Origin of the sequence: Pontimonas sp., assembly GCF_031581085.1 — a bacterium.
Classification (GTDB): domain Bacteria; phylum Actinomycetota; class Actinomycetes; order Actinomycetales; family Microbacteriaceae; genus Pontimonas.
Genome location: NZ_JAVLBO010000004.1, coordinates 1 through 25,318, shown reverse-complemented (window position 1 = coordinate 25,318; position 25,318 = coordinate 1). Strand labels below are relative to the sequence as shown.

Below are 25,318 nucleotides of genomic sequence, written 5' to 3'. Positions count from 1 at the left end.
GGCCTACTCGAGGTAGTCGCGCAGGGCCTGGGAGCGCGAAGGGTGGCGCAGTTTCGCCATCGTCTTGGATTCAATTTGGCGGATTCGCTCACGGGTGACACCGAAAGTGTCACCGATTTGATCCAGGGTTTTGGGCATTCCATCGCCCAAACCAAACCTCATCCGGATCACTCCGGCTTCCCGCTCGGAGAGCGAATCGAGCAGCGACTCCAGTTGGCGCTGCAACATGGTGAATCCGACCGCATCAGCGGGTACGACAGCTTCCGTGTCCTCAATCAGGTCACCAAATTCGCTGTCGCCGTCTTCACCGAGTGGCGTGTGCAGGGAAATCGGTTCGCGACCGTACTTTTGAACTTCAACCACTTTTTCTGGCGTCATGTCCAACTCGCGGGCGAGTTCTTCGGGTGTGGGCTCACGCCCCAAATCCTGAAGCATCTGTCGCTGCACTCGGGCCAGTTTGTTGATCACTTCGACCATGTGAACCGGGATGCGAATGGTGCGCGCCTGATCCGCCATTGCTCGGGTGATGGCCTGTCGAATCCACCAGGTGGCGTAGGTGGAGAATTTGAAACCCTTGGTGTAGTCGAACTTCTCTACCGCGCGAATGAGACCGAGATTTCCCTCTTGAATGAGGTCAAGAAATTGCATTCCCCGGCCGGTGTAACGCTTGGCCAATGACACGACCAGTCGCAGGTTGGCACCCAACAGGTGGTTTTTTGCCCTTTGGCCGTCTTTGGCGATCTCGTGAAGTTCCCGAGCGAGTTTTGTCGTCTTCTCCCGCTGGGTCAGCTCAGAGAGTTTCTCCTCGGCAAACAGTCCCGCTTCGATCCGCCACGCCAACTGGACTTCTTGCTCGGCATTTAGCAGCGCGACTTTACCGATTTGTTTCAGGTAGTCCTTGACCGGATCGGCCGTTGCACCGGTAATCGTGGTTGAGACAATCGGCACATCTTCTTCGTCACTGCTCTTGATGACGATTGCGCCCGCGGGGACCGCCTCGCCACCCCCCGCGACACTTTGCAGTATCGAGGCACCGAGCGCTTCCACCTGTCGGTCATCGATGACCTCACCGTCACCGTCTGCTTCGGTATCGGCTGCTTCGGGTTCGGTGGACGCAGCCGGCGCGGCGACAACTGGTGTCTCTTCTGAGCTTTCCTCCGAGACGGCCTGTTCAGAGGCCGAAGCGGCCGCCTTCTTTTCTTGCGCGGCAGACTTTCCAGCCGTTTGTGCCGAGGCCTTTTTCGCCGTGGTGCTGGTGGCAGACGCCTTCTGGGCGGCAGGCTTCTTCGCCGCCGGCTTCGCGGCAGTGGCTTTCGTCGATGCGGCTTTCGTCGATGCGGCTTTCGAGGCAGCGGGTTTCTTAGCAGCCGGTTTCGTGGCTCCTGCCTTGGCGGTGCCCGCCTTCGCGGTGCCTGTCTTCGCGGTGCCTGCCTTCGCGGTGCCTGTCTTCGCGCTGCCTGTCTTCGCGCTGCCTGTCTTCGCGGTCGCCGATTGAGCGGGAGCAGTATTCTTCGCAGTGGACTTCTTCGCAGTGGACTTCGCAGTGGACTTCGCGGCAGTGGACGCCCCCGCAGTGGACTTCGCCGGGGCCTTTTGTGCGGCGGGTTTCTTCGAAGCGGTCGACTTGGCGGTGCTCGACTTGGCGGTGCTCGACTTGGCTGTGCTCGACTTGGCGGTGCTCGACTTGGCCGGTGCTGCTTTCTTCGCCGAGCCGGATTTGGCGGTGCTGGATTTAGCCGTGGTTGATTGCGCCGTCTTTTTCACACTGGCTTGTGGTGAGCTCTTCGACGACGACGATGTTGACGAAGACGAAGTATTCGCGGCCGAGCTTTTCTTTCCGGAAGCTCCAGCCGCCGATTTCTTCGCGTCAGATTTCGTCGACTGAGAGTGTGTGTCCTGAGGTCGGGTGTTCACGGAAGAAGTGTGATCCTTTGGCTTGTCGGGGGTGGAGGCGGCCTTCTGCGCGTCGTCACCACTTCGGCCTACGAGCCTTCGGAAGGCGCCACGAAAACCGCCGGGGGCGTTATTCGTATCTTTGGAGTCGCGTGACGAGGCCACAGCGCACCTACCTCACATCTGCGGGCAGTAGGAAGACCCTTGTCAAGTCTGCACGTGTGCAAACCCGCAGGGCCTAGGCCCCCATTATGGCACTAATTACTCGACCCCTTCTGCAGGGGCTCACCCGTCAGAGTGAGGAGTATCGCCTGAGTCAATCGACCGGTGGGCGAGGAAGTCTTGAAGTTCCTGGGCGATGGTCTCCGCGCTCGGCACCTCACCGGCTTCGTCAGTCAACGGAGAAGCCAAAGGGTTGTCTTCCATGTAGGAGTCGTGACGCTTCTCCAGAACCCCCACCAAGCGCTTGAGTTCTTCGTTTCCTTCGACCTGGTCGGCGATACCGGCGAGGAATGTGCGCCCCTCGGCTCGCAGTGAATCGGTGGGGAAGATTCGCCCGGTCGCTGCCGTGATGCTCTCCAGGGCCGAAATCGCGGCGAGCGGATATTCGGCGTCCGCCAAATAGTGGGGAACGAGCACCACAAATCCCGCCACCGGGTGGCCTTTGGCCTGGAGGCTGTATTCGACCAAGTGCATCATCGTGCCGGGGACCCCGGTGGTGGGTCGCCACACCGAGAGCCGATCGGTGAGGTCCTCACGATTACCACTGACGGTCACCCCCAACGAGCGGGTGTGCGGCACAGGCATCGGAATCGCGTGCACCCAAGTGGTCGAGCCCACGCGGTAGTGCTCGATCAACTCGATGATCTCGCGGTTCACCTGTTCCCAACGCATATCGGGCTCGTATCCGGAAAGCAGCAGAAACGACTCGCCCAACTCGTCACTGACCAGTGCCAGGCTCAGCCGCTGCGGCTCGTATTCGGTGAGATGTGTTTCTTCGAACTGGAAGATCGGCCGGCGGGCGCGGTAGTCGAGAATCTCGTCGTTGGAAAAGCGCCCAATCTCGACACTCTCCAGGGTGTCTTCCATGTAACTATTGACCTGGCTTACCGCCGAACCCGCGTCGGCAAACCCGGTGAGGGCGACAACGAGCGGCAGGCCTTCCGGCACGTGGGGCGGGAGGTCGGCGAAGCGGAAAATAGTGGTGTCCACGCTCCCATCGTAGGGCGCCTGTGCTCGCCGAGTCCGAACGTTCGCTCACGGCCCACCCGTCTCCACCGACAATCGGCCCCACTGTCCGTATAGACACCACGGGCCCGCCCTTCACAGCGGGTTCGTTTCTCGCCGTTAGCATGGAAGGGTGAAGCTTCCCCGCCTTGCCTCCAGTGATCAGCCCGCCGCCCTCATCGACTGCGACGCCCTCATCGTCGGCGTCACACCGGGGGCGGAAGACACTCTGCTCGTGGTGGGCGATGTTCTCGGTGAGGCGCACGCCCACTGGCTACAACAGGCGGCAGCGGCTCTCGGAAATAGCGGCTCGAGCGATGACTGCACGGTGCTGCCCTCCCCCGAGGGCGTCCTCGCGACCACCGTCGTCGTCGTCGGTCTCGGCCGCGATGAGTTCACTCCGGCGACGCTTCGTCACGCCGCGGGAAGCGCCACGCGCCAGGCAAGTTCTGCCGAGCACATCGCGGTGGCCCTCCCCGCGTTCGACTCCGCAGCGGCCCAAGCCGTCGTCGAGGGTGCGCTGTTGGGTGGCTACCAATTCACCGCCAATAAGAAACCCTCTCAAGAGCCGACGTGGTCGACGCTGACCATTGTGGGTGCCCGCGATGAGGGCGCGCTGCAGGCCGGCGTGGTCGTTGCGGAATCGGTCTGGTGGGTGCGCGATTTGGTCAACACACCGCCCAACGAGCTCTACCCCGAGTCATTTCAGGCCCAGGTCACCGACACCCTGAAAGACCTTCCCATCGACATTGAGGTCTTCGATGAGGACCAACTCGTCGAAGGGGGATTTGGCGGAATTGTGGGCGTTGGCGGTGGATCCACCCGGCCTCCGCGCTTAGTCGCCCTGCGCTACCGACCGGAGGACGCGACCGGGCACATTGCTCTCGTGGGTAAAGGCATCACCTTCGATTCGGGTGGTCTATCGCTCAAACCTGCCGCCTCCATGTTGGGGATGAAATACGACATGACCGGTGCGGCCACGGTGTCGGGCGTGATGCGGGCGGTGGCCTCGCTCAAAGCTCCCGTTGCGGTGACGGCCTGGCTGTGTTTGGCAGAAAATATGCCCTCGGGTTCTGCCCAGCGCCCCGGCGATGTCATCAGCATTCGTGGCGGGACCACCGTCGAAGTGCTCAATACCGACGCGGAAGGGCGACTGGTCTTAGCCGATGGCCTCCAAGCCGCCAGTGAGGAACACCCCGACCTGATCATCGATGTCGCCACACTGACCGGTGCGGCGCGCATTGCCCTGGGTGAGCGCTATGCCGGCCTGATGGGTGACGCGCCCGCGACAGCGCTGGTGGAAAAGGCTGCACAGTCCTCGGGCGAACTGGTGTGGACAATGCCGCTCCCCGAAGAGCTCAGAAAGGGCCTCAATTCTGATGTGGCCGATATTGCCAATGTCGCCACCGGGAGCTCACTGGGCGGGATGCTGGTGGCAGGATTATTTCTTCAAGAATTTGTCGGCCCGCGTGCAACGCAGCCCGGCGACGATACCGAAGCGTCGAGAATCCCCTGGGCGCACCTCGACATCGCCGGCCCCGCATCGAACACCCTCGGCGCCTACGGCTACACCCCAAAGGGGCCCACCGGGGCCACGACCAGGGCTCTGATTAGCCTGCTGATGGACATCGACCAGGACGGGATAGGCACACTTTCCAGGTAGTAGGCTGGAGCCGCGGCGGGCGTCATAGAGCCTTGGCCAGAGACCGCACCATGCGAGGGAGTTCAACCGGTGACCGACCACACTTTTGACCTTGTCATTCTCGGAGCAGGAAGCGGCGGTTACGCGGCTGCTCTTCGCGCCAGCCAGTTGGGAATGTCGGTCGGGCTGATCGAGAAAGACAAAGTCGGGGGAACCTGCCTGCACGTGGGATGTATCCCCACGAAAGCCCTTCTCCACGCCGCTGAAGTGGCCGATTCTGCGCGGCACTCGGAAATGTTTGGGGTGAAGGCGTCGCTGGAGGGTATCGACCTGCCCGCCGTCAACACCTACCGCGACGGCATCGTCTCCAGCAAACACAAAGGCCTCCAAGGGCTCATCAAAGCACGGGGTATCACCACCATCGAAGGGGAAGGCACCCTGATCTCCCCCACCACGGTGCAGGTGGGATCCGACACCGTCACCGGCACGAACGTGATCCTCGCGACCGGCAGCTACCCGCGCACCCTTCCCGGTCTGGAAATCGGCGGCCGAGTCATCACCTCCGAACAGGCCCTCCAACTCGACTACGTCCCGCAGTCGGTCATCGTCCTGGGCGGTGGCGTCATCGGCGTCGAATTTGCCAGTGTCTGGCGCTCCTTTGGCAGCGAGGTCACCATCGTCGAAGGCCTCGACCACCTGGTCCCCGCCGAGGATGAATCGGTGTCCAAACAGTTCGAGCGCGCCTACCGCAAACGCGGAATCAACTTCTCTCTCGGGGTGCGCTTCCAGAGTGTGACCCAGACCGACCAGGGGGTGACGGTCACCCTCGAAGACGGTCAGACTTTTGAGGCCGACCTGCTGCTTGTCGCGGTGGGCCGCGGTCCCCGCACCGACGGTATGGGTTTTGACACCGTCGGAGTGACAATGGACCGCGGTTTTGTCCCCACCGATGAGCGTCTGCGCACCAATGTCCCCGGCGTGTATGCCGTGGGCGACATTGTCCCGGGCCTCCAGCTTGCCCACCGAGGCTTCCAACACGGAATTTTCGTCGCCGAGGAACTCGCGGGGCTAAACCCCCAAGTCATCAACGACGACCACATTCCTAAAGTCACCTACTCGGAGCCCGAAGTGGCCTCCGTGGGACTCTCCGAGTCCAAAGCCGTCGAGGCTTACGGCCAAGACGGCATTGCGATTTACGACTACAACCTGGCGGGGAATGGCAAAAGCCACATCCTCGAAACGGCTGGCTCGATTAAAGTCATCCGGCAGGTCGACGGTCCCATTCTGGGTGTCCACATGATCGGCGCCAGGGTGGGTGAACTCATTGGCGAAGCCCAGGTGGCGGTCAATTGGGATGCCTACCCCGAAGATGTTGCGCCGCTCCTTCACGCCCACCCCACCCAAAATGAAGCCCTCGGCGAAGCCTTCTTAGCGATCGCCGGGAAACCTTTGCACGCCCTCTAACCACACCCGGTTACCCACACAGGAGTTGATTACCCATGAGTGATGTCACTCTCCCCGCCCTCGGTGAATCGGTCACCGAGGGAACCGTCACCCGCTGGCTAAAAGCTGTCGGCGACAGTATCGACGTCGACGAACCACTCGTGGAGATTTCCACCGACAAGGTCGACACCGAGATTCCCTCCCCCGTGGCGGGAATCGTCCAAGAAATCCTGGTCCAAGAAGACGAAACGATCGAGGTGGGCGCTGTGCTCGCCCGCGTCGGCGACCAAGCAGCGGCTCCCGCCGAACCGGCGGCTGAACCCACCCCGGAACCGGCTGCTCCCGTGCAAGAGACCGCCCCGGCTCCGGCACCGACACCGACACCGGAGCCCGCACCCGCTCCTGCGGCCACCCCTGCGGCCACCCCTGCGCCGGCCCCGCCCGCACCCGAGCAACCGGCCGCAACTCCTGAGCCCGCTGCCCAGCCTGCAACACCTCCCGCACCGGCGCCTGCGACGCCAGCTCCTGCCGCACCAGCGGTAGCCGCTCCCCCGCAGTCTGCTGACTCCGCGGCATCGGTGGCAACTCCCGCGACACCCGCAATGACTGGCCAAGATGCGTCCTACGTCACGCCCATTGTGAGAAAACTTGCCCAACAGCACGGTGTGGACCTGAACTCAGTCACCGGCACGGGCGTGGGAGGCCGGATTAGGAAAGAAGACATCCTGCAGGCCGCTTCGGCGGTGCCGACCCCTCCGGCTGCCCCGGTGACGGCCGCGGCTCCTGCTGCAGCTCCCGCGACTCCCGCTCCGGCCAGCACGACTGATCAGAGTGCTGAGGCCTCCGCGTTGCGCGGGACGACACAGCCGATGAGCCGGTTGCGCAAAGTCATCGCCGAGCGCGCGGTGGCATCCATGCAGCAGACGGCGCAGTTGACCAGTGTGGTCGAAGCCGATGTGACCGATGTGGGTCAGCTTCGCTCCCGCGTGCAGGATGCTTTCGTGCAGCACACCGGGGGGAAACTGAGTTTCCTGCCCTTCTTTGTGAAGGCGGCGGCGGAAGCTCTGCAGGCATTCCCCATCATTAACGCGACCGTCGAGGGTGAGAGCATCGTCTACCCGGCGACCGAGAACATCTCTATTGCCGTCGATACCGAGCGGGGCCTGCTGACCCCGGTGTTGCGCGATGCCGCGACAAAAACCCTGGCCCAGATTTCTCAAGAGATCGCCGACTTGGCGGCCCGCACGAGGGATAATTCGCTGAGTCCCGACGAACTCTCGGGCGGTACATTTACGGTCACCAACACAGGATCGCGGGGTGCGCTCTTTGACACCCCGGTCGTGTTCCTGCCGCAGGTGGCGATTTTGGGCACCGGCATTGTGCAAAAGAAGCCTGTCGTGGTCTCCCACGAGGGCAGTGACTCGATTGCGGTGCGACAGACCGTCTACCTCTCACTGTCCTACGACCACCGCGTCGTCGACGGTGCCGACGCTGCGCGTTTCCTCGGACAGGTCAAAGCGCGGCTGGAAGCCGCTGATTTTGTCGCTGTGATGGGCATTTAGGGAGCTCGGCAGTTATGGCGCAGCAGGCAGAAAAAGAACCGGGTCGGATGACCCAGCTATGGCGGGTCTTCCAAATGACTCGCAAAGCGGACAAGTGGAGTGTTCCGCTGCTGATCGCGGTGTTCCTCGGGCCGGTAGCGGTCGGGATCACTCTTCCCCTCACACTCCTGCCAGGGGGCATTCTCACCCTGGTGTTGTGGATTCTCTCGGGCATCCTCACCGGCGTGCTTCTCGTGTTGATCGTGCTGGGAAACCGGGCTGAGGCGACGGCGTATAAGCAAATTGAGGGGCAGACGGGTGCCGTGGGCGCGGTGCTCCAAAACGGCCTGCGCAAAGCGTGGCAGACCAGCGAATATCCGGTCGCCATTAACCCTCGCACCCGAGACGCTGTCTACCGCGCGGTGGGTAAATGCGGGGTGGTGCTGATCGCTGAAGGCTCCAAAACCCGCACCAAGAAACTCCTCGATGACGAACGCCGTCATGTCTCGCGCGCGATTCCACAAATCCCCATTCACTTCCTCTACGTCGGGCCCGACGAGGGTGCGACCGGCCTGCGCCAACTGCGCAAGGAACTCAACCGCTTCAAAAAAACCCTGCGCAAAGCAGAAGTATTGGCCGTGGCGAATCGTCTCGAAGCGCTCAAGAAGCCCGGCAACATTCCCATTCCCAAGGGCATGGACCCCGCGAAGGCCAGAGCACCCAAGCCTCGCTAAACCCCGCTTCTAGACACCGGCCCATCAGGCTGTGATTAGCGGCTGACCAGGATTGTTCCCACTAAGCGGTCGTGGGCGCCACGACGGTCATCATCATTGAGTAGGGCCGGGATCACCAGCGCGATCAGGAGGGGCCGGACGATGGGGGCCACAATGCCCAAGCGTCCGCCGGTAATCGGCGCGATGCGCATCTTCATTAGCAGATGCCCCGGGGAGCCCGCGGCCAAGAGCCCGCCAGTCATGTGCAACAGGATAAAGACTGCGAGGATGCTCAGGTTATTGAACCCGAAAAACACTGCCGCGAGCCCCAGCGATAAGGCCCAATCGATGAGGATTCCCCCGATGCGCCGATTCCAGCCAGGAGTGCTTCTCTGCCCCGCTTCGGGAAGTCCGAAGCGTTTACCGGGCCAATACTCTTCTGATGAGTCCACCGCCACAGTCTAGAAGCCAGGCGTTTCGTAACATGGCCGAAACATCAGGGATACCCCTGCGTGATGGCGCGTGCCTACTCTGAAAGAGCTACGGTGTGTAGCGCTTGTTTCGTCCACCACAGGAGTGTGTATGTTCCGCGACTCGTCTGAGGCTCTCGCCTTCATCAAAGACACTGACGTAAAGTTCCTCGATATTCGATTCACCGACCTGCCTGGCGTGCAGCAACACTTCAACCTGCCAGCGCGAGCCGTCGACGAAGAATTCTTCACCGTCGGACAGCTCTTCGACGGTTCATCCATTCGCGGGTTCCAGTCGATTCACGAATCTGACCTGCAGCTCATCCCCGACGTGACCACGGCGTACGTCGACCCTTTCCGTAACGAGCGCACCCTGGTGATGATCTTCGACATCTACAACCCTCGAAACGGTGAAATCTACCCCCGCGACCCACGCCAGGTCGCTAAGAAAGCGGAGAAGTATCTCGCCTCCACGGGGATTGCGGACACCGCATTTTTCGCCCCCGAAGCTGAGTTCTTCATCTTTGACGATGTCCGTTACGAGGTGAACCAGCACACCAGCTTCTATTCGGTGGACTCCGAAGAGGGCGCGTGGAATTCTGGACGCGAAGAGCCCGGTGGAAACCTCGCCAACAAGACCCCGCACAAGGGCGGCTACTTCCCCGTGTCCCCGGTCGACAAGATGGCCGATATCCGCGATGACATCGTGTTGAAACTCGAAGAGGGCGGTTTAGAAGTCGAGCGCAGCCACCACGAGGTGGGCTCTGCGGGACAGTGCGAAATCAACTACAAGTTCAACACGATGGTCCACGCCGCCGATGAAATCTTGCAGTTTAAGTACATCGTGAAAAACACAGCGGACAACTGGGGTAAGACGGCAACGTTCATGCCCAAGCCCCTCTTTGCCGATAACGGTTCGGGGATGCACACCCACCAGTCGCTCTGGAGTGACGGCAAGCCGCTGTTTTTCGACGAGGCAGGGTACGGCGGGCTAAGCGACATCGCCCGCTGGTACATCGGCGGATTGCTCAAGCACGCTCCCGCCGTGCTGGCCTTTACCAACGCGTCGATCAACTCTTACCGCCGCCTGGTGAAAGGTTTTGAGGCTCCGGTCAACCTGGTGTATTCGGCTGGAAACCGCTCGGCGGCGATTCGCATCCCGATTACCGGCTCGAACCCGAAAGCCAAGCGCATCGAGTTCCGCGCCCCCGACTCGGCCAGTAACCCCTACCTGGCCTTCGCGGCGCAGATGATGGCGGGTCTGGATGGAATCCTGAACAAAATCGAGCCCCACGAGCCCGTCGATAAGGACCTCTACGAGCTCCCGCCCGAGGAGGCAAAGTCCATTCCGCAGGTTCCGGCGTCGCTGGAGGGGGCCCTTGCCGCCCTCGAAGCAGACCACGAGTTCCTGCTCGCCGGTGGAGTGTTCACCAAGGACCTCATCGACACTTGGATCGAGTACAAGAGGGAAAACGAACTCCTGCCCTACGCGCAGCGTCCGCACCCCTTCGAATACGAGCTCTACTACAGCGTGTAGCGACAGCTTCAGGCTCGTTCGGGGTCGAGCATGAGCATCGGCCCCGAACGACCCCGGAGGTCATGATTGCCGCAGGGCGGCAATCACACTGATTTCAACCGGTGCGCCTCCGGGCAGTGACGACACTCCGACCGCGGCGCGGGCGTGAACACCGCTCTGGCCAAAGAGTTCGACAAAAAGCTCCGAGGCGCCGTTGATGACCGCGGGGTGGTCGGTGAAATCTGCCGCACACGCGACGAATCCGGTGAGCGATAACACGCCCTCCAGCTGATCCAGGGTCCCCAGATGGTGCTGAAGTGCGGCGACGACGTTGAGTGCGGCACGCCTGGCCATGTGCCGTCCGTCAACGACCGACACCTCTGTGCCGACTCGACCTCGGTGTTCTAATTCGCCCTGGACGTGAGGGGTTTGGCCCGCGACGTAGAGCAGACCACCCCATTCACGCACCGCGGTGTAGAGCGCCACAGGTTGTGGAGCAGGAGGCAGGCTCGCGAGAATGTGGTCGCGCGACTGCGCGGTCTGGTCGTCGTTGCGCACCGTCTCACCGTAGCGATTAGACTTCCGCGCAACAACACGAACGAAAGGGTGCGAGATGCTGTCAAAGAAGATAGTGAGCACAGAATTGAGTGGCCCCCCGGCTCGGGAGGCACTAGGAGTCGTGGCTCCCTTTGACCTCGAATTAGACCGGGAAATGTGGCGTTGGCTGCCCGACGATGTCGATATCTTCATCACGAGAACCCCGTTTATCGATGACGAGGTGACCGTGGAGTTCGCCCAGGAAGCTTCCGACGCACCAGCCATTGCCCGGGGAACCAGAGACGTCACCGCGGGACCCGCCAACACTGTGGCCTATGCCTGCACCTCGGGCAGCTTTGTCGGTGGTCGCGACGCCGAGAGGGCAATTACCGACACCATGTTGGCCTCGGGAGCAGAGCAGGCATTGACGACCTCTGGCGCGTTAGTCGAAGCGCTCGAGTCGCTGGGTGTCTCCCGAGTGGTCGTCGCCACACCGTACATCGCCGAGTTGTCACAAAAACTCAGCGATTTTCTGGCCGAACATCAAATCACCGCGATCGATAACGTCTCACTGGGACTCTCGACACACATTTCCCAGGTGCCCTACGCACAGACCGCCGACATGATTCGAGCGGCGGATCGAGAGGACGCCGAAGCGATTGTGATTAGCTGCACCAACTTGCCCACCTATGACCTGCTCGTTCCGCTGGAACAGGAGCTGGGAAAACCTGTCATTTCGGCCAATCAGGCGACACTGTGGGCGGCGCTTCGCAGGATTGGCCGCTCAGCTGTGGGAGATGCCCAACTGCTGCTCGCCCGCTCCGACGCCGTCGTCGGCTAATACGGCGTCACACAACACTCGTGTCTCGAATTGATTACGGTTGTCCCCGTAAATCGAAGAACTGTAGTACTTTCCTACAGAAGGTTTCGGGCTCGTCCCGAATCCCCACCATGTAACCAAGATATGGAGTTCAATAATGATCAAGACAGGTAGCAGCAAGCGCCTCATTACGGGGGCATCGGTCGCATTCATTGCCGCCTTTGCCCTGTCGTCGTGTGCGTCGGCTCCTGAGTCTGCTGAAGAAGCCATCGACGAGGTAGCCGAAGAGGTCACCACCGAGGCGGAAACCGAAGAACAAGAGCAGAGCACTCTCGAGCGCGCCATCGAACGTGGCTACATTCGTGTCGCCATTGCGAACGAGCCCCCCTACACCTCGGTCAGCGCCGGCGGTGAAGTCTCGGGTGCTGAGCCCGACGTGGCTCGCGAGGTGTTCAAGCGCCTCGGCATCGACGAGATCCAGGGAACGGTAACCGAGTACGCCTCGATGATTCCTGGTCTTCAAGCAGACCGCTGGGATGCCGTCACGGCGGGTCTGTTCATGAACCCGGAGCGTTGCGAGCAGGTCTCGTACTCCGAGCCCGTCATCGTCTCGACCGAGTCGTTCGCCGTTCCCGAGGGAAACCCCGGTGGCCTGACCACCATCGAGGGCGTCCTTTCTGACCCAGACGTTTCCGTTGCGGCCCTGGCCGGAGCGTACGAGGAGAACCTGCTCCTGGACGCCGGTGTTCCTGAATCACAGCTCGTTCCCGTGCAGGACGCACGAAGCGGAATGGAAGCAGTGGAGTCAGGCCGTGCCGACGCCTTCATGCTGCCCACTCTGTCGCTGAATGACATCGCTCCGGACCACCCGAGCCTTGAGATCACGTCGTTCATTCAGGACGTCCCGCCGGCAGGTTCGGGAATTGCGTTCCGCCTCGAAGACTCCGATCTTCGTGACGCGTACAACGCAGAGCTCATCGAGTTCCGCGAGACGGATGAGTTCCGCGAGATCATGACCGGTTGGGGCTTCGACCCCGACGCAGGTGCAGCGACCTCCATGGAGGAGCTCTGCGCCGGTTAGGTCGCAGATTAGGTCATTTACGAGAGTTTTCGTAGAGAGATTGGTTCATCATCGACACGCTGATTGAGTTCGCACCCCTCCTCTGGAGGGGGTTGCTGGTGACCATCCAGGTGACCTTACTGGGGATAGCCCTGACAGTCGTCGTGGCCTTCGTGGCCGGACTGTCAGGGCTATCCAAGTACTGGTTTATCCGGTGGCCCTCGTACGTGTTCGTGGAGTTCTTCCGCGGATCGGGGCTCATCGTGCAAATGTTTTGGCTCTTTTTCGCCCTCCCCCTTTTCGGGATCAATCTTCCGCCTCTCGTGGCCGGGGTACTCGCCCTCGGGCTCAATATGGGCGCCTACGGCTCTGAAATTGTGCGGGGAACAATCGCCTCACGACCCAAGGGGCAGACCGAGGCCAGTATCGCCCTTGGCCTCTCGCGCACGCAGCGACTGTGGCGAATCCTCATTCCGCAGTCGATTCCCGCGATGCTGCCGCCATTTGGCAACGTGATGATCGACCTTCTGAAAAATACGTCCCTCGTGTCCCTCGTCACCGTTGCGGATCTCACCTGGGCGGCGGACACGATCCGGACAAACACGGGCCAGACGGTGGAGGCGTTCCTCGCCATCTTGGTTCTCTATTACCTCCTTTCGCTCCTCCTCGGCAGACTCGTCGACTTTTTAGAGCGCGCCTTTGCCCTCGAACGCAAGGCTCACGGCGTGAGCCGCAATAGAACGCTGTGGGGTGTGCTGACAAAATGACCTGGGATTGGGATTATGCGTTTGGAATAATGCCCGCACTGTGGCAGGGCTTTCAGCTGACTCTGCTGATTACGTTTTCCGCCTTTGCCGTGAGTTTGGTGCTGGGGTTAGTCGTTGCGGTCTTTCGGTTTCTCAAAATTCCCGGCCTCTTGCAGCTGCTGAACTTCTACGTGTCGTTCATTCGCGGTACTCCCCTGCTCGTGCAGGCCTACTTCGTGTTCTTCGTGTTGCCGTACTACGGAATCGTCATCGACGCGGTGCCCACCGCCATCCTGGTGTTGGGCATTAACTACAGCGCCTACATGGCGGAAGTCTTTCGTTCCGGCATCGAGCAACTGCCCAAGGGTCAGTGGGAAGCCGCCCGCGCGCTCAGTATTGGCACTCGCCGCACGTGGGTTCGAATCGTCATCCCTCAGGCGGTGTTCCCGATCATTCCCGTCATCGGCAACTACTTGATTCAGATGTTCAAAGACTCCGCCATTCTCTCGGCCATTACGGTCCTGGAACTGCTGGGAACAAGCCTCCAGCTCGGCAGTCGAACATTCCGTTACCTGGAGCCCATCACGCTGACCGGACTGCTCTTCTTGTCCATCAGTTTCCCGTCCTCACTATTGGTTCGACGTCTGGAGAAAAGATATGGCAGCACACACTGACATTTTGAACACCCTCAATGCGGACTTAGACCAGCCCGACTCGGTGGATTTTTCCGATGTCAACAAGCGCTGGGGAGACAACCATGTGCTGAGAGATCTGAACTTTTCGGTTGCACCGGGCGAAAAGGTCTCCATTATTGGCCCCTCAGGCTCGGGAAAGACCACCATTTTGCGCATCCTGATGACGCTGGAAGTCCCCGACTCTGGACAGGTCCACGTCGGTGACAGCCTCCTGTGGGACGCCACCCAGGGAAAAAAGGTGAGGGAGACCAAAGAGACGCTCAATACCCGCAAGCGGCTCGGAATGGTGTTTCAGCACTTCAACCTGTTCCCCCACCTCACCGCCCTCGAAAACATCACGGAAGCCCCCATCCACGTGCTGGGGCTCTCGAAGGTCGAAGCCACTGAGCGCGCCGAAGAACTGCTCGATCTGGTCGGCCTAAAAGATCACATGAAACACCTTCCCACCCAGCTCTCCGGTGGTCAGCAACAACGCGTGGCCATTGCCCGCGCGCTGGCAATGCGCCCCAAGGTGATGCTCTTCGATGAGCCCACCAGTGCACTGGATCCGGAGTTGATCGGTGAAGTGCTCGGGGTCATTCGCCGCCTCGCCACCACCTCCAGCATGACCATGCTGATGGTCACCCACGAGATGCGATTCGCCAGGGAAATTTCCGACCGCGTCGTGATGTTTGATCAGGGTCAGGTAGTCGAAGAGGGAAAGCCGGAGCAAATCTTCGAAAACCCCACCGAAGCGCGCACCCGGAAGTTCCTCGAGATTGTGGGGATTTAGCCCAGCCCTACTGCGCTGCGCCCCCACCATCGGCGCACAAACGCCTCAGGCTTTATCGAAGCGGAGGGTCTCACCGGTCGCGCCCGACATCCAGATGTCTTGGCAGGCGGCGGCGAATTCTTCTAGTCCCTCGGTGATGCTGGCAAAGACGTTTCCGGGAACCCAGCCCACGTCACCATTGATGAGCAGGTTGTTTCGACCATAGAACACGGCGAGGTCCACGATGTCGGTGGCCGTCTCGCCGCCCTCACCCTCGCGGTAGCCGTAACCGGGATTGCTCAACTCGGTGGCCGAGAAACTGAAGTAACACACGTCGCCCGGGATGGGAGTAATCGTGGAATTCTCCAGTCCCAGAGGTTCCGGCGTGAGGGCAGGAACGAGGGTGTAAATCTCGTTTCTGGCGTATTTGCCGTGGTAGACCTGCGCACTGTGAGGCAGGGTATCCCACACCGCCGCAGCAGTCCGAGGCGCTTCCTGATCGAGCATCTTCGCGCGGGCAGACACTCCGCGCGAGACCAACGTGATGGTGATAAACCGTTCCACTGCCACTCATTCCCCTCGATGCCACAGCCTCACCGCCACGGCGCGACCAATGTGGTCCTAATTGTAGGATAATTTTGTCTGAGGGCATTGCCACAGTCGCCCTCAGTCCCTAGTCCCCCCGCCCGCACTCTGCCGGCCCCATCGAAGAAGAGACTCATGCACACACTCGGCTTTCTTTACCCCGGCCTCGGCGCCGAGGACGACTACCCCTACATGGATTCACTGCTCGGTGACGACATCTCATTGGCCCTGGTGCACACGTCGGTCGGTGTCGATGCCCACGAAGTGGACGCGCTAATCGATATCGGGAAGAGCGAACGCCTCGCCGAGGGGGCCACCGCCCTCGCGTCCGCGCAGCCCCACTCGGTGATGTGGGCGTGCACATCGGGCAGTTTCGTCTACGGACTCGAGGGCGCCCGGGCTCAAGCCCAAGGGGTCGAAGACATCATCAACGTGCCGACGTCGTCGACGTCGCTGGCTTTCGTCGAGGCCCTCCAGTATTTAGGGCTCAGTCCGGTCGCCGTCGCGGCCACCTACCCCGACCCGGTCTCCCAACGATTCATCAGTTTCCTGGAAGACGCCGGCATTGATGTGCTCGGCCTGATTAGCCACGACCTAGAAACCGCCGCCTTAGCCGGTGGGCTGTCACAGGCTGAAGTCGTCCAGCTGGCCCTCAGTAACAACCCGCCAGAAGCACAGGCGGTGTTACTTCCCGACACCGCGATGCACACCGCGCGCTACATCCCGGAAATCGAAGAGGCGCTGAGCAAACCGGTGTTGACGGCTAACCAGGTCACTCTGTGGCAGGCGCTCCGACTGGCCAACCTTCCCGTTCCCTCAGTGCCCCAACTCGGCGCGCTCTTTGCCTGACAACCCCGCACCTCCTACCCGATGGTGAGTGGCCCCGCGTGAATGTGTCTCGACACCCCGTCGCCGTCGTGACCGGGGGCCGGGCGGGAATTGGCTGGGCCATCGCCACCAGGCTTCGTGATTCGGGCTTTGAGGTCGTGGTGACCAGTCGACACAGCCCCGACGCGGCGGAAGCCGGTATCCGCTCGGTGCTCATTAACCACTCGGAGCCCGATTCGAGCAACCAGTTGGCCGAGGATATTGCCTCCCACGAGGGACGCGTCGATGTTCTCGTCAACAATGTGGGCCGGCGCCAGAATGAGTTAATCGGTGAGTTCCAGCCCGATGAACTCGTGGCGGGTCTGACACTCAACCTCGCCAGTGCGCTACTGGTAACCAGCGCTCTCGTCCCCCTTTTTGACTACACCGGTGGCGCGATCATCAACATCAGCTCTCGCCTGGCGAGTGCTGCCATTTCAGGAGTGAGCGCCTACGCCGCCGCGAAGGGAGGGCTAAACGCCTTCACCCGGGCGGCAGCGGTGGAACTCGCCGATCGACACATCCGGGTCAACACGGTCGCCCCGGGCATGACTCGCACCGCGATGATTGAGGGCTGGTTGGATAGCCAGAGCGACCCCGATGCCGCCCTTCACGACACCCTCGCCAGCATTCCGCTGGGTCGCCTCGCGGACACCGGCGATGTGGCCTCCGTTGTCGCGTTCCTGGCATCCGAGCGCGCCGCGTATCTCACGGGCGCACTCATTCCCGTCGACGGCGGTTTTACGGCGGCGTAGATGGCGGCGTAGATGGCCCCCTAAAGAGCCGCTTAGAGCGCTTCGTGTGCGGCGTGCTCGACGGCCGAGAGAGCCGCCTGAAGCGCGGGGTTTTGTTCTGTTCCTCGGCGAAAAAGCGCGACTAGTCGCCTGGATAAGCCCTCGGGAAACACTCCGGTCACGCGGGTCTTGTCGGTCGTACCGCTGGCCACCGTGCTCGGCAAAAACGCCGCCGCCACACCAAAATCGACGAGTTTGCGGTGTAGTGACGGGTCGGGAGATTCAAACCCCACACGGGGTTCAAAACCGGCTGCTCGACAGGCCTGCTCAGCAAAAAGGCGGGCGTCGGTTCCTTCCGGCTCCAGTGCCCATATGGCCTCCCCAGGCTGGGACGCCGGGGAGCCGACATGAACCTCGACCGCTTCCACGCCGAGCTCCCGGCGAATAATGCCCTCGGCGGGAGGAAGAGAAATTCCGGGGTATTCGTCTGCGACCACGAGGTCAACGCGTCTGGCGAGCAATTCACTCACGGCAACATCCGGTTCTCGCTGGGAGAAAACGATCTCGATCGCGGGATACTGCCTGCTCATGTTGTGGACCATCAGGGGTAACACCCCCGCCGCGAAGGTCTGGAACGAGGCAATTCGAACTGTCGCGGTGGTGAGGTTTTTGGCCGCATCGACCTCCGACTGCGCCTGTTCCAAAATCGCCAAGATTTTCTCCGAGTGGCGGACTAAACCTTCAGCAGCGCTGCTCAGTTGCACTCCCCGACCGACTTTTTCGAGCAGGGTGATGCCCGCATCCCGCTCTAGGCGGTTGATCTGCTGGGAGACATTGGCGGGGCTGACCTGGAGTGCGTGAGCGGCGTGGGTGATGCCGCCGTGCACCGCCACCTCTCGGAGCACGCCCAAGCGTCGAGGATCGAGCACGGCCACCCCCTCATTGTTAATAAAAAACGATTGGTATTGATTATTTTATCAGCATAGTGTTTATGGTTTTTCTGAGTTAACGTGTCCCTACACCCCACGAAAGAAGGCGCCGTGCCCATTGAACACCCCTCTCAGGACGAACAAGACCGCCGCCTTGCGGCTGTTCGAGAGTCCATGGCAGTCGCAGGTTTTGACGGGTTGGTCGTGGCGGACCCCGCCAATATTTTCTACCTGAGCGGCTATAACGCCTGGTCGTTTTACACCCCGCAGGTACTTTTTGTTCCCGCATCCGGTGAGCCGCTGCTGTTTATGCGGGAAATGGATGCACTGGGTGCACACCGGACCGCGTATCGATTTGCCTCGCCGGCCCTGGGCTACCCCGAACACCTGGTGCACAAGCCCGACGTGCACCCCATGGAGTGGGTTGCCACGCAATTGCGCGAACACGGCTTCGCCGATGGCACCCCAAAAATCGTTGGCGTCGAAGGCGATGCGCATTTCTTCGCGGTGCGCTCCTACTGGGCGCTCAAGTCGGGTATCCCCGAGTGGGATTTGCGCGATAGCCGTGAGCTCGTCAATCGGGTCCGGCTGGTGAAATCAGACTTCGAAATCGGACAGATGAGAAAAGCCGGCAAGATTGCCAGCGCGGCGATGGTGGCGGCAATCGGCGCCATGGAACCGGGACGGCCGATGAACCAGGTGGCGGCTGAAGTGATGGCCGCCCAAGCCGAAGGTGTCGGGGATATCGATGGGGATTATCCGGCGATTGTTCCGATGTTTCTCCAGGGTGAAGGCGCGGACACCCCACACCTCACCTGGACCTCGACCCCGGTGGGCGAGAACGAAGCGATCGCCATCGAACTGGCCGGGGCCTACCACCGCTACCACACGCCGCTCGCCAGGACCGTCTGCACCGGAGAGCCCTCGTCGGAATTGCGACGGTTAGCTGACGTCACCGTGGAGGGCCTGGATGCGGCACTCGCCCAAATGAAAGTGGGTAATAGGCCCTCCGATGTGACCGAAGCGTGGGATGCCGTATTGCGCCGCAATAACCTCGAGAAAAAGTCCCGCCTTGGCTACTCCATCGGTATCGGTTTTCCACCGGACTGGGGTGAGCGCACGGTGAGCATTCGAGCAGACGACACCACGGTTCTCGAAGAAAACATGACTTTTCACGTCATCGCCGGGATGTGGATGGAGGGTTTCGGATTTGAAGCCTCCGAGTCGGTGCGCGTCGCTCCGACGGGTCCAGAAATCTTTACCTCATCGCCCCGGGAACTGATCGTGAAACCACATTCTGGGAGGCCTCAGTGACCTTTGACCTCGCCACGCGCGCGTCCGAACTCACAGGATCAGTCATCGACTCCTCGACGGAGCTACTGGCCCAGCAACGCCACGACATTGTGCGCTTTGCCATGGGAGCTCCCAGTGAAGACCTGATTCCGATGGAACAGCTCGACAAACTGTTTTCCCACATGCCCACGGGGCGCTATGACTACGGCGAGAGTGCTGGAGAGCCCGCTCTGCGCGAGCAAATCCTCGCGCTCTCGGAGCAGATGGGTAACCCCACCAGCGACGATCGCCTGGTGGTCACAAACGGGGCCATGCAGGGCCTCGATTTGGCGTTTAAGTTGTTGGTCAACCCGGGCGACCTGGTCATCGTGGAAAACCCGACGTACCCGAATGGCTACCAGACCGCGCGCAGCTATGAAGCCGATGTCGTCTCCGCGCCCGTCGATAGCCACGGTCTGGTGGTCGACTCGCTGAGAGAAATCGTGGCGCGCTCGGGCAAGACACCCAAAGTGATCTACACGATTCCTAATTTCCAAAACCCCACCGGTGTCACCCTCTCCAGGGAGCGCAAAACCCAATTGCTCGCGCTCGCTGAAGAGTGGGGAAGCGTCATCGTCGAGGACGACCCCTACGGAATGCTGCGCTTCGATGGAACCGACGTGCCGAGTTTTTCCAGCCTCGGCGGTCACAATCCCCTGGTGTTTCGCATCCAGACATTCTCGAAACTGATTGCTCCCGGACTGCGCGTGGGCTGGATCGATGTCGACCCCGAACTCCAAAAACTCGCGGTCAACGCGAAGCAGGCGATGGATACCTGCACCAACGCTCCCAACCAACTCGTGGTGGCCAAGTTTCTCCAGCAGGGCCACCTCGCCCCCCACCTCGATCGCCTGCTCCCGCTGTATAAAGAGCGCAAAGCGGCCATGAATCAGGCCCTGAGCGAGACTTTTGGCGAGTCGATCAGGATGACCGACCCTGAAGGAGGCTTTTTCCTCTGGGCCACATTCATGGCTGAGCGTGAGCAACTCGACACCCAAGAGCTCTTCCCCGCGGCTCTTGAAGAGGGAGTTGCCTACATCCCCGGGGTCGCCTTCACCGCGGACAACTCTCAGCACAACGCGCTTCGGCTGTGCTTTGCCACATCCTCTCCGGATCGTATTCGTGAGGGCGTGAGCCGTTTGGAGCGAGCCGTGTTGAGAGTGCAGAGTGTGTAGCCTGGCCTGCGGGCAAGGAGGTCCACGTGCTTAACCCCACCGAATCGGCTCTCATCGAGAGTATTTCGCTCGATCAAATCGTTGCGGACACGCAGGAGCTCATCGCGGCCCAGAGCGAGAATCCCGGCTCCGTCGAGGCGGAGGCGGTGTCGGTCCTCCAGGCCATGTGCGAGCGCATCGGCGCTGAAGTGACCCTCCAGGAAGTCCAACCCGGGCGCGCCAACCTTCACGCCAGCGTGGGGCCAGCAGACGCACCCAGCATTTTGTTTTTGGGTCACAGCGACGTCGTTCCCGCCGGCGAAGGCTGGGAGGGCGACCCTTTTTCTCCGCGGGTGTTCCTCGGCAGCATTGTGGGCCGCGGTGCGACCGATATGAAAGGTGGCCTCGCCGCGGTGGTCGCCGCCATGGGAGCTGTGGCCAGCACACGCCCCGACATTCGACTCGAGCTGCTCTGCACGGTTGACGAGGAAGACCAAGCACTGGGAGCCCTGAGCGCCATCGAACACCTCGAGGGTCGCTCCCTCACAGCGTGCATTGTTGCGGAGCCCACCAATCTCGACGTCGTCATCGGCTGCCGCGGGTCGACCAACCTGCAGATTGACATCACGGGCAAGTCCGCCCACGCCGGACGACCCGAAGACGGCGTCAGCTCGATTTATGGTGCCGGTGTGCTCATTGAGAAAGTGCGCGAGGCTCACCAGGCAGCCAGCCGAGTGGAGGCCGACCCCCTACTCGGGCGTCCCACCTGGAACGTGGGAACGATTGAAGGGGGCACGGGAACGTCGATGGTCCCCCAGAAAACATCCGTGACGATCGACCGTCGCACCATGCCGGGGGAAGCACCCCAGGATATTTTGGCCGAGCTTTTACGCTCGGTGGAAGAGGAACTAGCCAGTGAGGACATCGCTCCCGCCGAGGGGTTAACCCTCAGCGGCAGTGTCACTCTGGAAATGCCGGGGTTTAAAACCCCGGACGACTCAAATGTTCCCACGCTGGCCAAACAGGCGTTGGCAGATGTGGGCAGGGACGTCTCTCTCACGGGGTGGACGGCTGCCTGCGAGGGCGGTTTTGTGGCACGAGCCACCCAATCGCCGACCATCATTATGGGGCCAGGAGACATCAACAACCAGGCGCATCAGCCCAACGAGTCGGTACAGATTGACGATTTACTCTCTGCCGCTCAGGCCTACGCGCTGATGGCGGTGCGTTTACACAAGGCGTAATCGAACACGACGGCACGAAAAAAGGAGATCCAGTACATGTCGGAACGTAAAGTCGCGGTAGTGACGGGCGCAACCTCAGGGATTGGGCTAGTCGTTGCTCAGACCCTTGCCTCTGACGGGTTTTTTGTGGTGGTGACCGGTCGCTCCCAGTCGCGGGGGGAAGCCGCTGTCGCCAGTATCGGCGACAGCGCTATTTTCATCGCTGCCGATCTCGTCCAGCCCGGCGCCCCCGCAAAGTTGATCGAGGATACCCTCGCGCAGTGCGGTCGACTGGATGTCTTGGTCAACAACGCCGCGATTGATCACACCAACGACCTTCTCGAGGTGGGCGATGACGAAATCCGCGAGACGTTCGAAACCAACACCTTTGCTCCAATGAGCACGATGATTGCGGCCGCACGGGTGATGAAAGAGCAGGGCGACGGGGGCAGCATTATCAACGTCACCTCCCGGCTGGCGAGTATCGGTGTGCCCACAATGGGCGTCTACAGCGCGAGCAAGGGCGCGATGCTGGCCTTCACGACCGCGGGCGCAATCGACCTGGCACCGTTTAACATCCGGGTCAACGCGGTCGCACCGGGTATGACCCGCACCCCCCTTTACGAAGAGTGGATTCAGAGCCTGGATAACCCCGAGGAGAAGGCTCGGCAGGTAGCCGAGGCGGTTCCCATGGGCCGAATCGCAGAGCCCGAGGATGTCGCCGCAGTGATCTCCTTTTTGGCCTCCCCCGAGGCGAGTTACCTCACGGGGACATCGATCCCCGTCGAGGGTGGCTACCTCGCCAAATAGGCCGGTTAACGGCACCGAACTAGTCGGCCTGTTCGACACTTTTCGCCGGCTTCCGCGCTCGCTGGCCGGGCTCGTCGCGCTGCTGCCGCCCTCGCCTCTGCCTCCCGAGCAGAACATCCGCGTGCTCGAGGCCGTGTGGTTCGACGTCGCTGGCCCGCATGCGATGCAGGCAAAGCCGAGCGCCAGCTAGGCCAGTTCGTCTTGTGCTCGGCGCGCGAGTGCTCGATCGAGCGGATCGGTCAGGAGGGTTGCTGCGTGCTCGAATGTAACCCACCGGCACTCGTCGACCTCGTCGTGCGGCTTGAATCCCTCGTCGCGCTCGATGGTCATGAACCAGTAGCGGGTCTGCTTCATCCCGCCGTCGACCGGATACATGACGGTGAGCTCTGGGGAGGTGATTTCGGCGTGCAGGGTGCACCGCAGCGCGGTCTCTTCATGCACCTCGCGCAACGCGGCGGCCTCGAAAGACTCGCCGGGGTCGAGTTTGCCCTTCGGGAACGACCAGTCGTCGTGCCGCGGGCGATGAATGACAAGCATCTCGACCGCGTCTGACGTCCACTCGCCACGCAGCACGATGCCCCCCGCCGCGAGCACGATGGCCGCATTCGTCGCTGACTCAGCCAAGAATGCCCCGCTTTTCGCGGTGCTTGACGAGGTCGAACTTCGTGATCGTGTCGGCGGATGTCCGCAGTCGACGAGAGGCGGAGCGCCCCGTCATGATGACGCTCGTCGTGGCGCCGCGGCGTGCGAGCGACTCAACGAGCTCAGCCTCATCGACCCAGCCCGAAGAGATGGCGTGGGTGATTTCATCGAGCACGACGAGTCCGTAGTCGTTCGATGCGATCGCCTCACGCCCGGTCGCCCACGCGCTCGTCGCCAGGCGAGCCGGGTCGGACTGCGCCCAGGTGAGGTCTAAGGAGAGCGTCGGCCATTCGATGCCGAGTCGCCGCCCTGAGTCCACTTCAGCCGGGTTCCACCCGCCGCCCTTCAAGAACTGCACGACGAGCGTTCGCCACCCGCGCCCCACGCTGCGGTTGGCGTAGCCGAAGGCCGCGGCGCTCTTTCCCCAGCCTTCGCCCACGAAGAGCATCACAATGCTGCTCGTCGGGCGGGCCATGGGTCGAGACGTCGGTCGGTGGCTCGGCACGTGAACAGGCTAACAAGGAGGTCAGGCTGCCCGGCCAAAGACGAGCACCCCCTCCGGGTCAATCGTGAGGGCGACCGTCGACCCCAAGTCGAGCGCGGCCGGCGATAGCACCGTTACCTCGCCCGCGTTCGGAATGCGCACGCCCACGCGGTACCCGCGGCCCTCGTACACGCACGTGCTCACGACACCGCTCACGGTGCCCGGCGTCACCGCGTGCAGCCCTTCGGCGAGGGTCACGGCGTCGGGGTGGATGAAGACTTGGAGCAGGCCGTCTGGGCCGTCGCCGCAGACCTGGCCGATCAGGGTCTCGCCGCCGATCACCGCGTGCGCGCGATCGGCGTCGTGCCGGATGAGTTCGGGAACGAGGCGCGAGCTGAAGCCCGCCATCGCGGCGACCCACGGCGTTGCCGGCCGGGAGAAAACGGCCTGGGCGGAGTCGAGCTGCACGGCCCGGCCGCGATCGAGCACGAGGATACGGTCGGCCAGCGCGAGCGCCTCTGACACGTCGTGGGTCACGTAGACGACGGTCGTGCTCAGGCGCGAGAGCAGTGTCGCAAGCTCGGTGCGCATCGTCGTGCGCAGCTGCACGTCAAGGTTCGAGAGGGGCTCGTCGAAGAGCAGCAATTGCGGTTCGGTCGCGAGCGCTCGCGCGATCGCGACGCGCTGCTGCTGGCCGCCCGAGATCTCGGCGGGACGCCGGTCTTCGAGCCCGCTCAATTGCAGCAGGTCGACGAGCTCGGCGACGCGCTGCTCACGCGACTGCGCATCGACGCGGTGTCGACCATGACGCAGGCCGTACCCGATGATGTCGCGCACGCGAAGGTGTGGCCAGAGAGCGTAATTCTGAAAGACCATGTTGATGCCCCGGCGATCCGCGTCGACGGCGAAACCGGGCCTCGAGAGCTCGGTGCCGCCGAGCACGATGCGCCCCTCATCCGGTGCTTCAATGCCAGCGATCATGCGCAGCAGGGTCGACTTGCCGCACCCCGAGGGTCCGAGCACGGCGAGCGTCGTACCCGGTTCGACGGTGACGGACAGATCATCGAGGGCGAGCGGCGCATCGGCGCCGCCCGAGTAGCGCTTCGAGATGCTCTCAACGACAAGTTCGGCGGTGGCGGTGCGCATCAGCGTGACTCCGTTCGGGATGATTGATAACGGCGGATGAGTCGGCGACCGAGGGCGGTGCCGACGGCGGCGAGCACAATGACGACGGCCGCCGTGAAGATTGCACCGGCGGTCGCGTACCCGTAATGGCCCCGGTCGTACTCGAGCAGGATCTCGACCGGCAGTGTGACAAAGTTCGGCGGGGCGAGCATCGTCGTTGCGGCCAGGTCGAACACGCTTGAGGCGAAGATCGCCACGAGCACCGAGAGCAGTGCGGGCGCGACGAGCGGGGCGAGAATTGTGCGCAGCCGGCTCAGCAAGCCGACACCCGAGAGTGCAGCCGACTGCAAGAAGCTCGCCGGAATCTGGGCGAGAGCCC

Annotated in this window: 26 protein-coding genes and 2 pseudogenes; 18 read left to right on the top strand and 10 right to left on the bottom strand. The window is 61.9% G+C overall.

Features of this window, described 5'->3' with window-relative positions; translation table 11 throughout:
* Positions 1-3: 3 nt before the first annotated feature.
* Positions 4-1,503, bottom strand: a pseudogene (locus RI518_RS02250) (RNA polymerase sigma factor); the annotation flags it as partial.
* Here RI518_RS02250 and RI518_RS08040 point away from each other — a divergent pair.
* Positions 1,414-1,746: pseudogene (locus RI518_RS08040) on the top strand (hypothetical protein); the annotation flags it as partial. The pseudogenes RI518_RS02250 and RI518_RS08040 overlap by 90 nt on opposite strands.
* 432 nt (positions 1,747-2,178) lie before the next feature.
* Here RI518_RS08040 and RI518_RS02245 read toward each other — a convergent pair.
* On the bottom strand, positions 2,179-3,105 hold the full coding sequence (locus RI518_RS02245) for a PAC2 family protein (RefSeq protein ID WP_310670907.1): 927 nt from the start codon (positions 3,103-3,105) through the stop codon (positions 2,179-2,181).
* A gap of 148 nt (positions 3,106-3,253) precedes the next feature.
* Between RI518_RS02245 and RI518_RS02240 the strand changes: the two genes are divergently transcribed.
* The 4 genes from RI518_RS02240 to RI518_RS02225 all read left to right on the top strand — a co-directional run bounded on the left by RI518_RS02240 (position 3,254) and on the right by RI518_RS02225 (position 8,480).
* A complete protein-coding gene (locus RI518_RS02240; RefSeq protein WP_310689237.1) occupies positions 3,254-4,783 on the top strand; it encodes a leucyl aminopeptidase in 1,530 nt (509 codons plus the stop codon).
* A 69-nt stretch (positions 4,784-4,852) separates the two neighbouring features.
* Positions 4,853-6,226 carry a dihydrolipoyl dehydrogenase gene (gene lpdA / locus RI518_RS02235; protein WP_310670905.1) on the top strand — a complete coding sequence of 458 codons (1,374 nt, stop codon included), beginning with the start codon at positions 4,853-4,855 and terminating at the stop codon, positions 6,224-6,226.
* Positions 6,227-6,261: 35 nt separating this feature from the next.
* Positions 6,262-7,767 (top strand): 2-oxoglutarate dehydrogenase, E2 component, dihydrolipoamide succinyltransferase, encoded by a 1,506-nt coding sequence (sucB, locus tag RI518_RS02230; protein ID WP_310689236.1) that lies wholly within the window; start codon positions 6,262-6,264, stop codon positions 7,765-7,767.
* A 14-nt stretch (positions 7,768-7,781) separates the two neighbouring features.
* Positions 7,782-8,480: a DUF4191 domain-containing protein gene (locus tag RI518_RS02225; protein ID WP_310670903.1), complete on the top strand. Its 699-nt coding sequence runs from the start codon at positions 7,782-7,784 to the stop codon at positions 8,478-8,480.
* A 35-nt stretch (positions 8,481-8,515) separates the two neighbouring features.
* Here the strand turns inward: RI518_RS02225 and RI518_RS02220 are convergent, their stop codons facing one another.
* On the bottom strand, positions 8,516-8,911 hold the full coding sequence (locus RI518_RS02220; protein WP_310670902.1) for an RDD family protein: 396 nt from the start codon (positions 8,909-8,911) through the stop codon (positions 8,516-8,518).
* A gap of 130 nt (positions 8,912-9,041) precedes the next feature.
* On the opposite strand from RI518_RS02220, the gene glnA reads away from it, so the two are divergent.
* The gene (gene glnA, locus RI518_RS02215) at positions 9,042-10,466 is read left to right on the top strand and encodes a type I glutamate--ammonia ligase (RefSeq protein ID WP_310670901.1); all 1,425 of its coding nucleotides are present in this window, start codon (positions 9,042-9,044) and stop codon (positions 10,464-10,466) included.
* A gap of 60 nt (positions 10,467-10,526) precedes the next feature.
* On the opposite strand, the gene RI518_RS02210 is transcribed toward glnA, so the two are convergent.
* The gene (locus RI518_RS02210; protein ID WP_310670900.1) at positions 10,527-11,003 is read right to left on the bottom strand and encodes a RidA family protein; all 477 of its coding nucleotides are present in this window, start codon (positions 11,001-11,003) and stop codon (positions 10,527-10,529) included.
* 121 nt (positions 11,004-11,124) lie between these two features.
* On the opposite strand from RI518_RS02210, the gene RI518_RS02205 reads away from it, so the two are divergent.
* From RI518_RS02205 to ehuA, 5 genes are all read left to right on the top strand, one after another.
* On the top strand, positions 11,125-11,823 hold the full coding sequence (locus RI518_RS02205) for an aspartate/glutamate racemase family protein (protein WP_310670899.1): 699 nt from the start codon (positions 11,125-11,127) through the stop codon (positions 11,821-11,823).
* Positions 11,824-11,959: 136 nt separating this feature from the next.
* Complete coding sequence (ehuB, locus tag RI518_RS02200) at positions 11,960-12,883, top strand: ectoine/hydroxyectoine ABC transporter substrate-binding protein EhuB (RefSeq protein ID WP_310670898.1); 924 nt, start codon at positions 11,960-11,962, stop codon at positions 12,881-12,883.
* A 47-nt stretch (positions 12,884-12,930) separates the two neighbouring features.
* A complete protein-coding gene (gene ehuC / locus RI518_RS02195; protein WP_310671118.1) occupies positions 12,931-13,629 on the top strand; it encodes an ectoine/hydroxyectoine ABC transporter permease subunit EhuC in 699 nt (232 codons plus the stop codon).
* 29 nt (positions 13,630-13,658) lie between these two features.
* Positions 13,659-14,282: an ectoine/hydroxyectoine ABC transporter permease subunit EhuD gene (gene ehuD / locus RI518_RS02190; protein ID WP_310689235.1), complete on the top strand. Its 624-nt coding sequence runs from the start codon at positions 13,659-13,661 to the stop codon at positions 14,280-14,282.
* Complete coding sequence (gene ehuA, locus RI518_RS02185; RefSeq protein WP_310670896.1) at positions 14,266-15,075, top strand: ectoine/hydroxyectoine ABC transporter ATP-binding protein EhuA; 810 nt, start codon at positions 14,266-14,268, stop codon at positions 15,073-15,075. The genes ehuD and ehuA overlap by 17 nt, the downstream gene beginning before the upstream one ends.
* A gap of 45 nt (positions 15,076-15,120) precedes the next feature.
* On the opposite strand, the gene RI518_RS02180 is transcribed toward ehuA, so the two are convergent.
* Positions 15,121-15,618: a DUF3830 family protein gene (locus RI518_RS02180; protein WP_310671116.1), complete on the bottom strand. Its 498-nt coding sequence runs from the start codon at positions 15,616-15,618 to the stop codon at positions 15,121-15,123.
* A 156-nt stretch (positions 15,619-15,774) separates the two neighbouring features.
* On the opposite strand from RI518_RS02180, the gene RI518_RS02175 reads away from it, so the two are divergent.
* Together RI518_RS02175 and RI518_RS02170 are read left to right on the top strand one after the other, a co-directional pair.
* Positions 15,775-16,488 carry a maleate cis-trans isomerase gene (locus RI518_RS02175; protein ID WP_310689234.1) on the top strand — a complete coding sequence of 238 codons (714 nt, stop codon included), beginning with the start codon at positions 15,775-15,777 and terminating at the stop codon, positions 16,486-16,488.
* A 38-nt stretch (positions 16,489-16,526) separates the two neighbouring features.
* Complete coding sequence (locus RI518_RS02170) at positions 16,527-17,261, top strand: SDR family oxidoreductase (RefSeq protein ID WP_310689233.1); 735 nt, start codon at positions 16,527-16,529, stop codon at positions 17,259-17,261.
* A gap of 32 nt (positions 17,262-17,293) precedes the next feature.
* Here the strand turns inward: RI518_RS02170 and RI518_RS02165 are convergent, their stop codons facing one another.
* On the bottom strand, positions 17,294-18,175 hold the full coding sequence (locus tag RI518_RS02165; RefSeq protein WP_310670893.1) for a LysR family transcriptional regulator: 882 nt from the start codon (positions 18,173-18,175) through the stop codon (positions 17,294-17,296).
* Between the two features lie 105 nt (positions 18,176-18,280).
* On the opposite strand from RI518_RS02165, the gene RI518_RS02160 reads away from it, so the two are divergent.
* From RI518_RS02160 to RI518_RS02140, 5 genes are read left to right on the top strand one after another with little or no spacing between them, the layout of a single operon-like run.
* On the top strand, positions 18,281-19,483 hold the full coding sequence (locus tag RI518_RS02160) for a Xaa-Pro peptidase family protein (protein WP_310689232.1): 1,203 nt from the start codon (positions 18,281-18,283) through the stop codon (positions 19,481-19,483).
* On the top strand, positions 19,480-20,676 hold the full coding sequence (locus RI518_RS02155) for a PLP-dependent aminotransferase family protein (protein ID WP_310670891.1): 1,197 nt from the start codon (positions 19,480-19,482) through the stop codon (positions 20,674-20,676). The genes RI518_RS02160 and RI518_RS02155 overlap by 4 nt, the downstream gene beginning before the upstream one ends.
* Positions 20,677-20,702: 26 nt before the next feature.
* Positions 20,703-21,899, top strand: coding sequence for a M20 family metallopeptidase (locus RI518_RS02150; protein WP_310689231.1), 1,197 nt, complete (start codon positions 20,703-20,705; stop codon positions 21,897-21,899).
* 36 nt (positions 21,900-21,935) lie between these two features.
* The gene (locus tag RI518_RS02145; RefSeq protein ID WP_310670889.1) at positions 21,936-22,688 is read left to right on the top strand and encodes an SDR family oxidoreductase; all 753 of its coding nucleotides are present in this window, start codon (positions 21,936-21,938) and stop codon (positions 22,686-22,688) included.
* Complete coding sequence (locus RI518_RS02140; RefSeq protein WP_310689230.1) at positions 22,669-22,878, top strand: hypothetical protein; 210 nt, start codon at positions 22,669-22,671, stop codon at positions 22,876-22,878. The genes RI518_RS02145 and RI518_RS02140 overlap by 20 nt, the downstream gene beginning before the upstream one ends.
* Here the strand turns inward: RI518_RS02140 and RI518_RS02135 are convergent.
* The 4 genes from RI518_RS02135 to RI518_RS02120 all read right to left on the bottom strand — a co-directional run.
* Positions 22,875-23,312 carry an NUDIX hydrolase gene (locus RI518_RS02135; protein WP_310689229.1) on the bottom strand — a complete coding sequence of 146 codons (438 nt, stop codon included), beginning with the start codon at positions 23,310-23,312 and terminating at the stop codon, positions 22,875-22,877. The genes RI518_RS02140 and RI518_RS02135 overlap by 4 nt on opposite strands.
* Positions 23,305-23,805, bottom strand: a complete 501-nt coding sequence (locus RI518_RS02130) for a cob(I)yrinic acid a,c-diamide adenosyltransferase (protein ID WP_310689228.1) — start codon at positions 23,803-23,805, stop codon at positions 23,305-23,307. The genes RI518_RS02135 and RI518_RS02130 overlap by 8 nt, the downstream gene beginning before the upstream one ends.
* A gap of 51 nt (positions 23,806-23,856) precedes the next feature.
* Positions 23,857-24,960, bottom strand: coding sequence for an ABC transporter ATP-binding protein (locus RI518_RS02125; RefSeq protein ID WP_310689227.1), 1,104 nt, complete (start codon positions 24,958-24,960; stop codon positions 23,857-23,859).
* A partial coding sequence (locus RI518_RS02120; protein ID WP_310689226.1) for an ABC transporter permease subunit occupies positions 24,960-25,318 on the bottom strand: 359 nt, incomplete at its 5' end. The genes RI518_RS02125 and RI518_RS02120, both read right to left, overlap by 1 nt.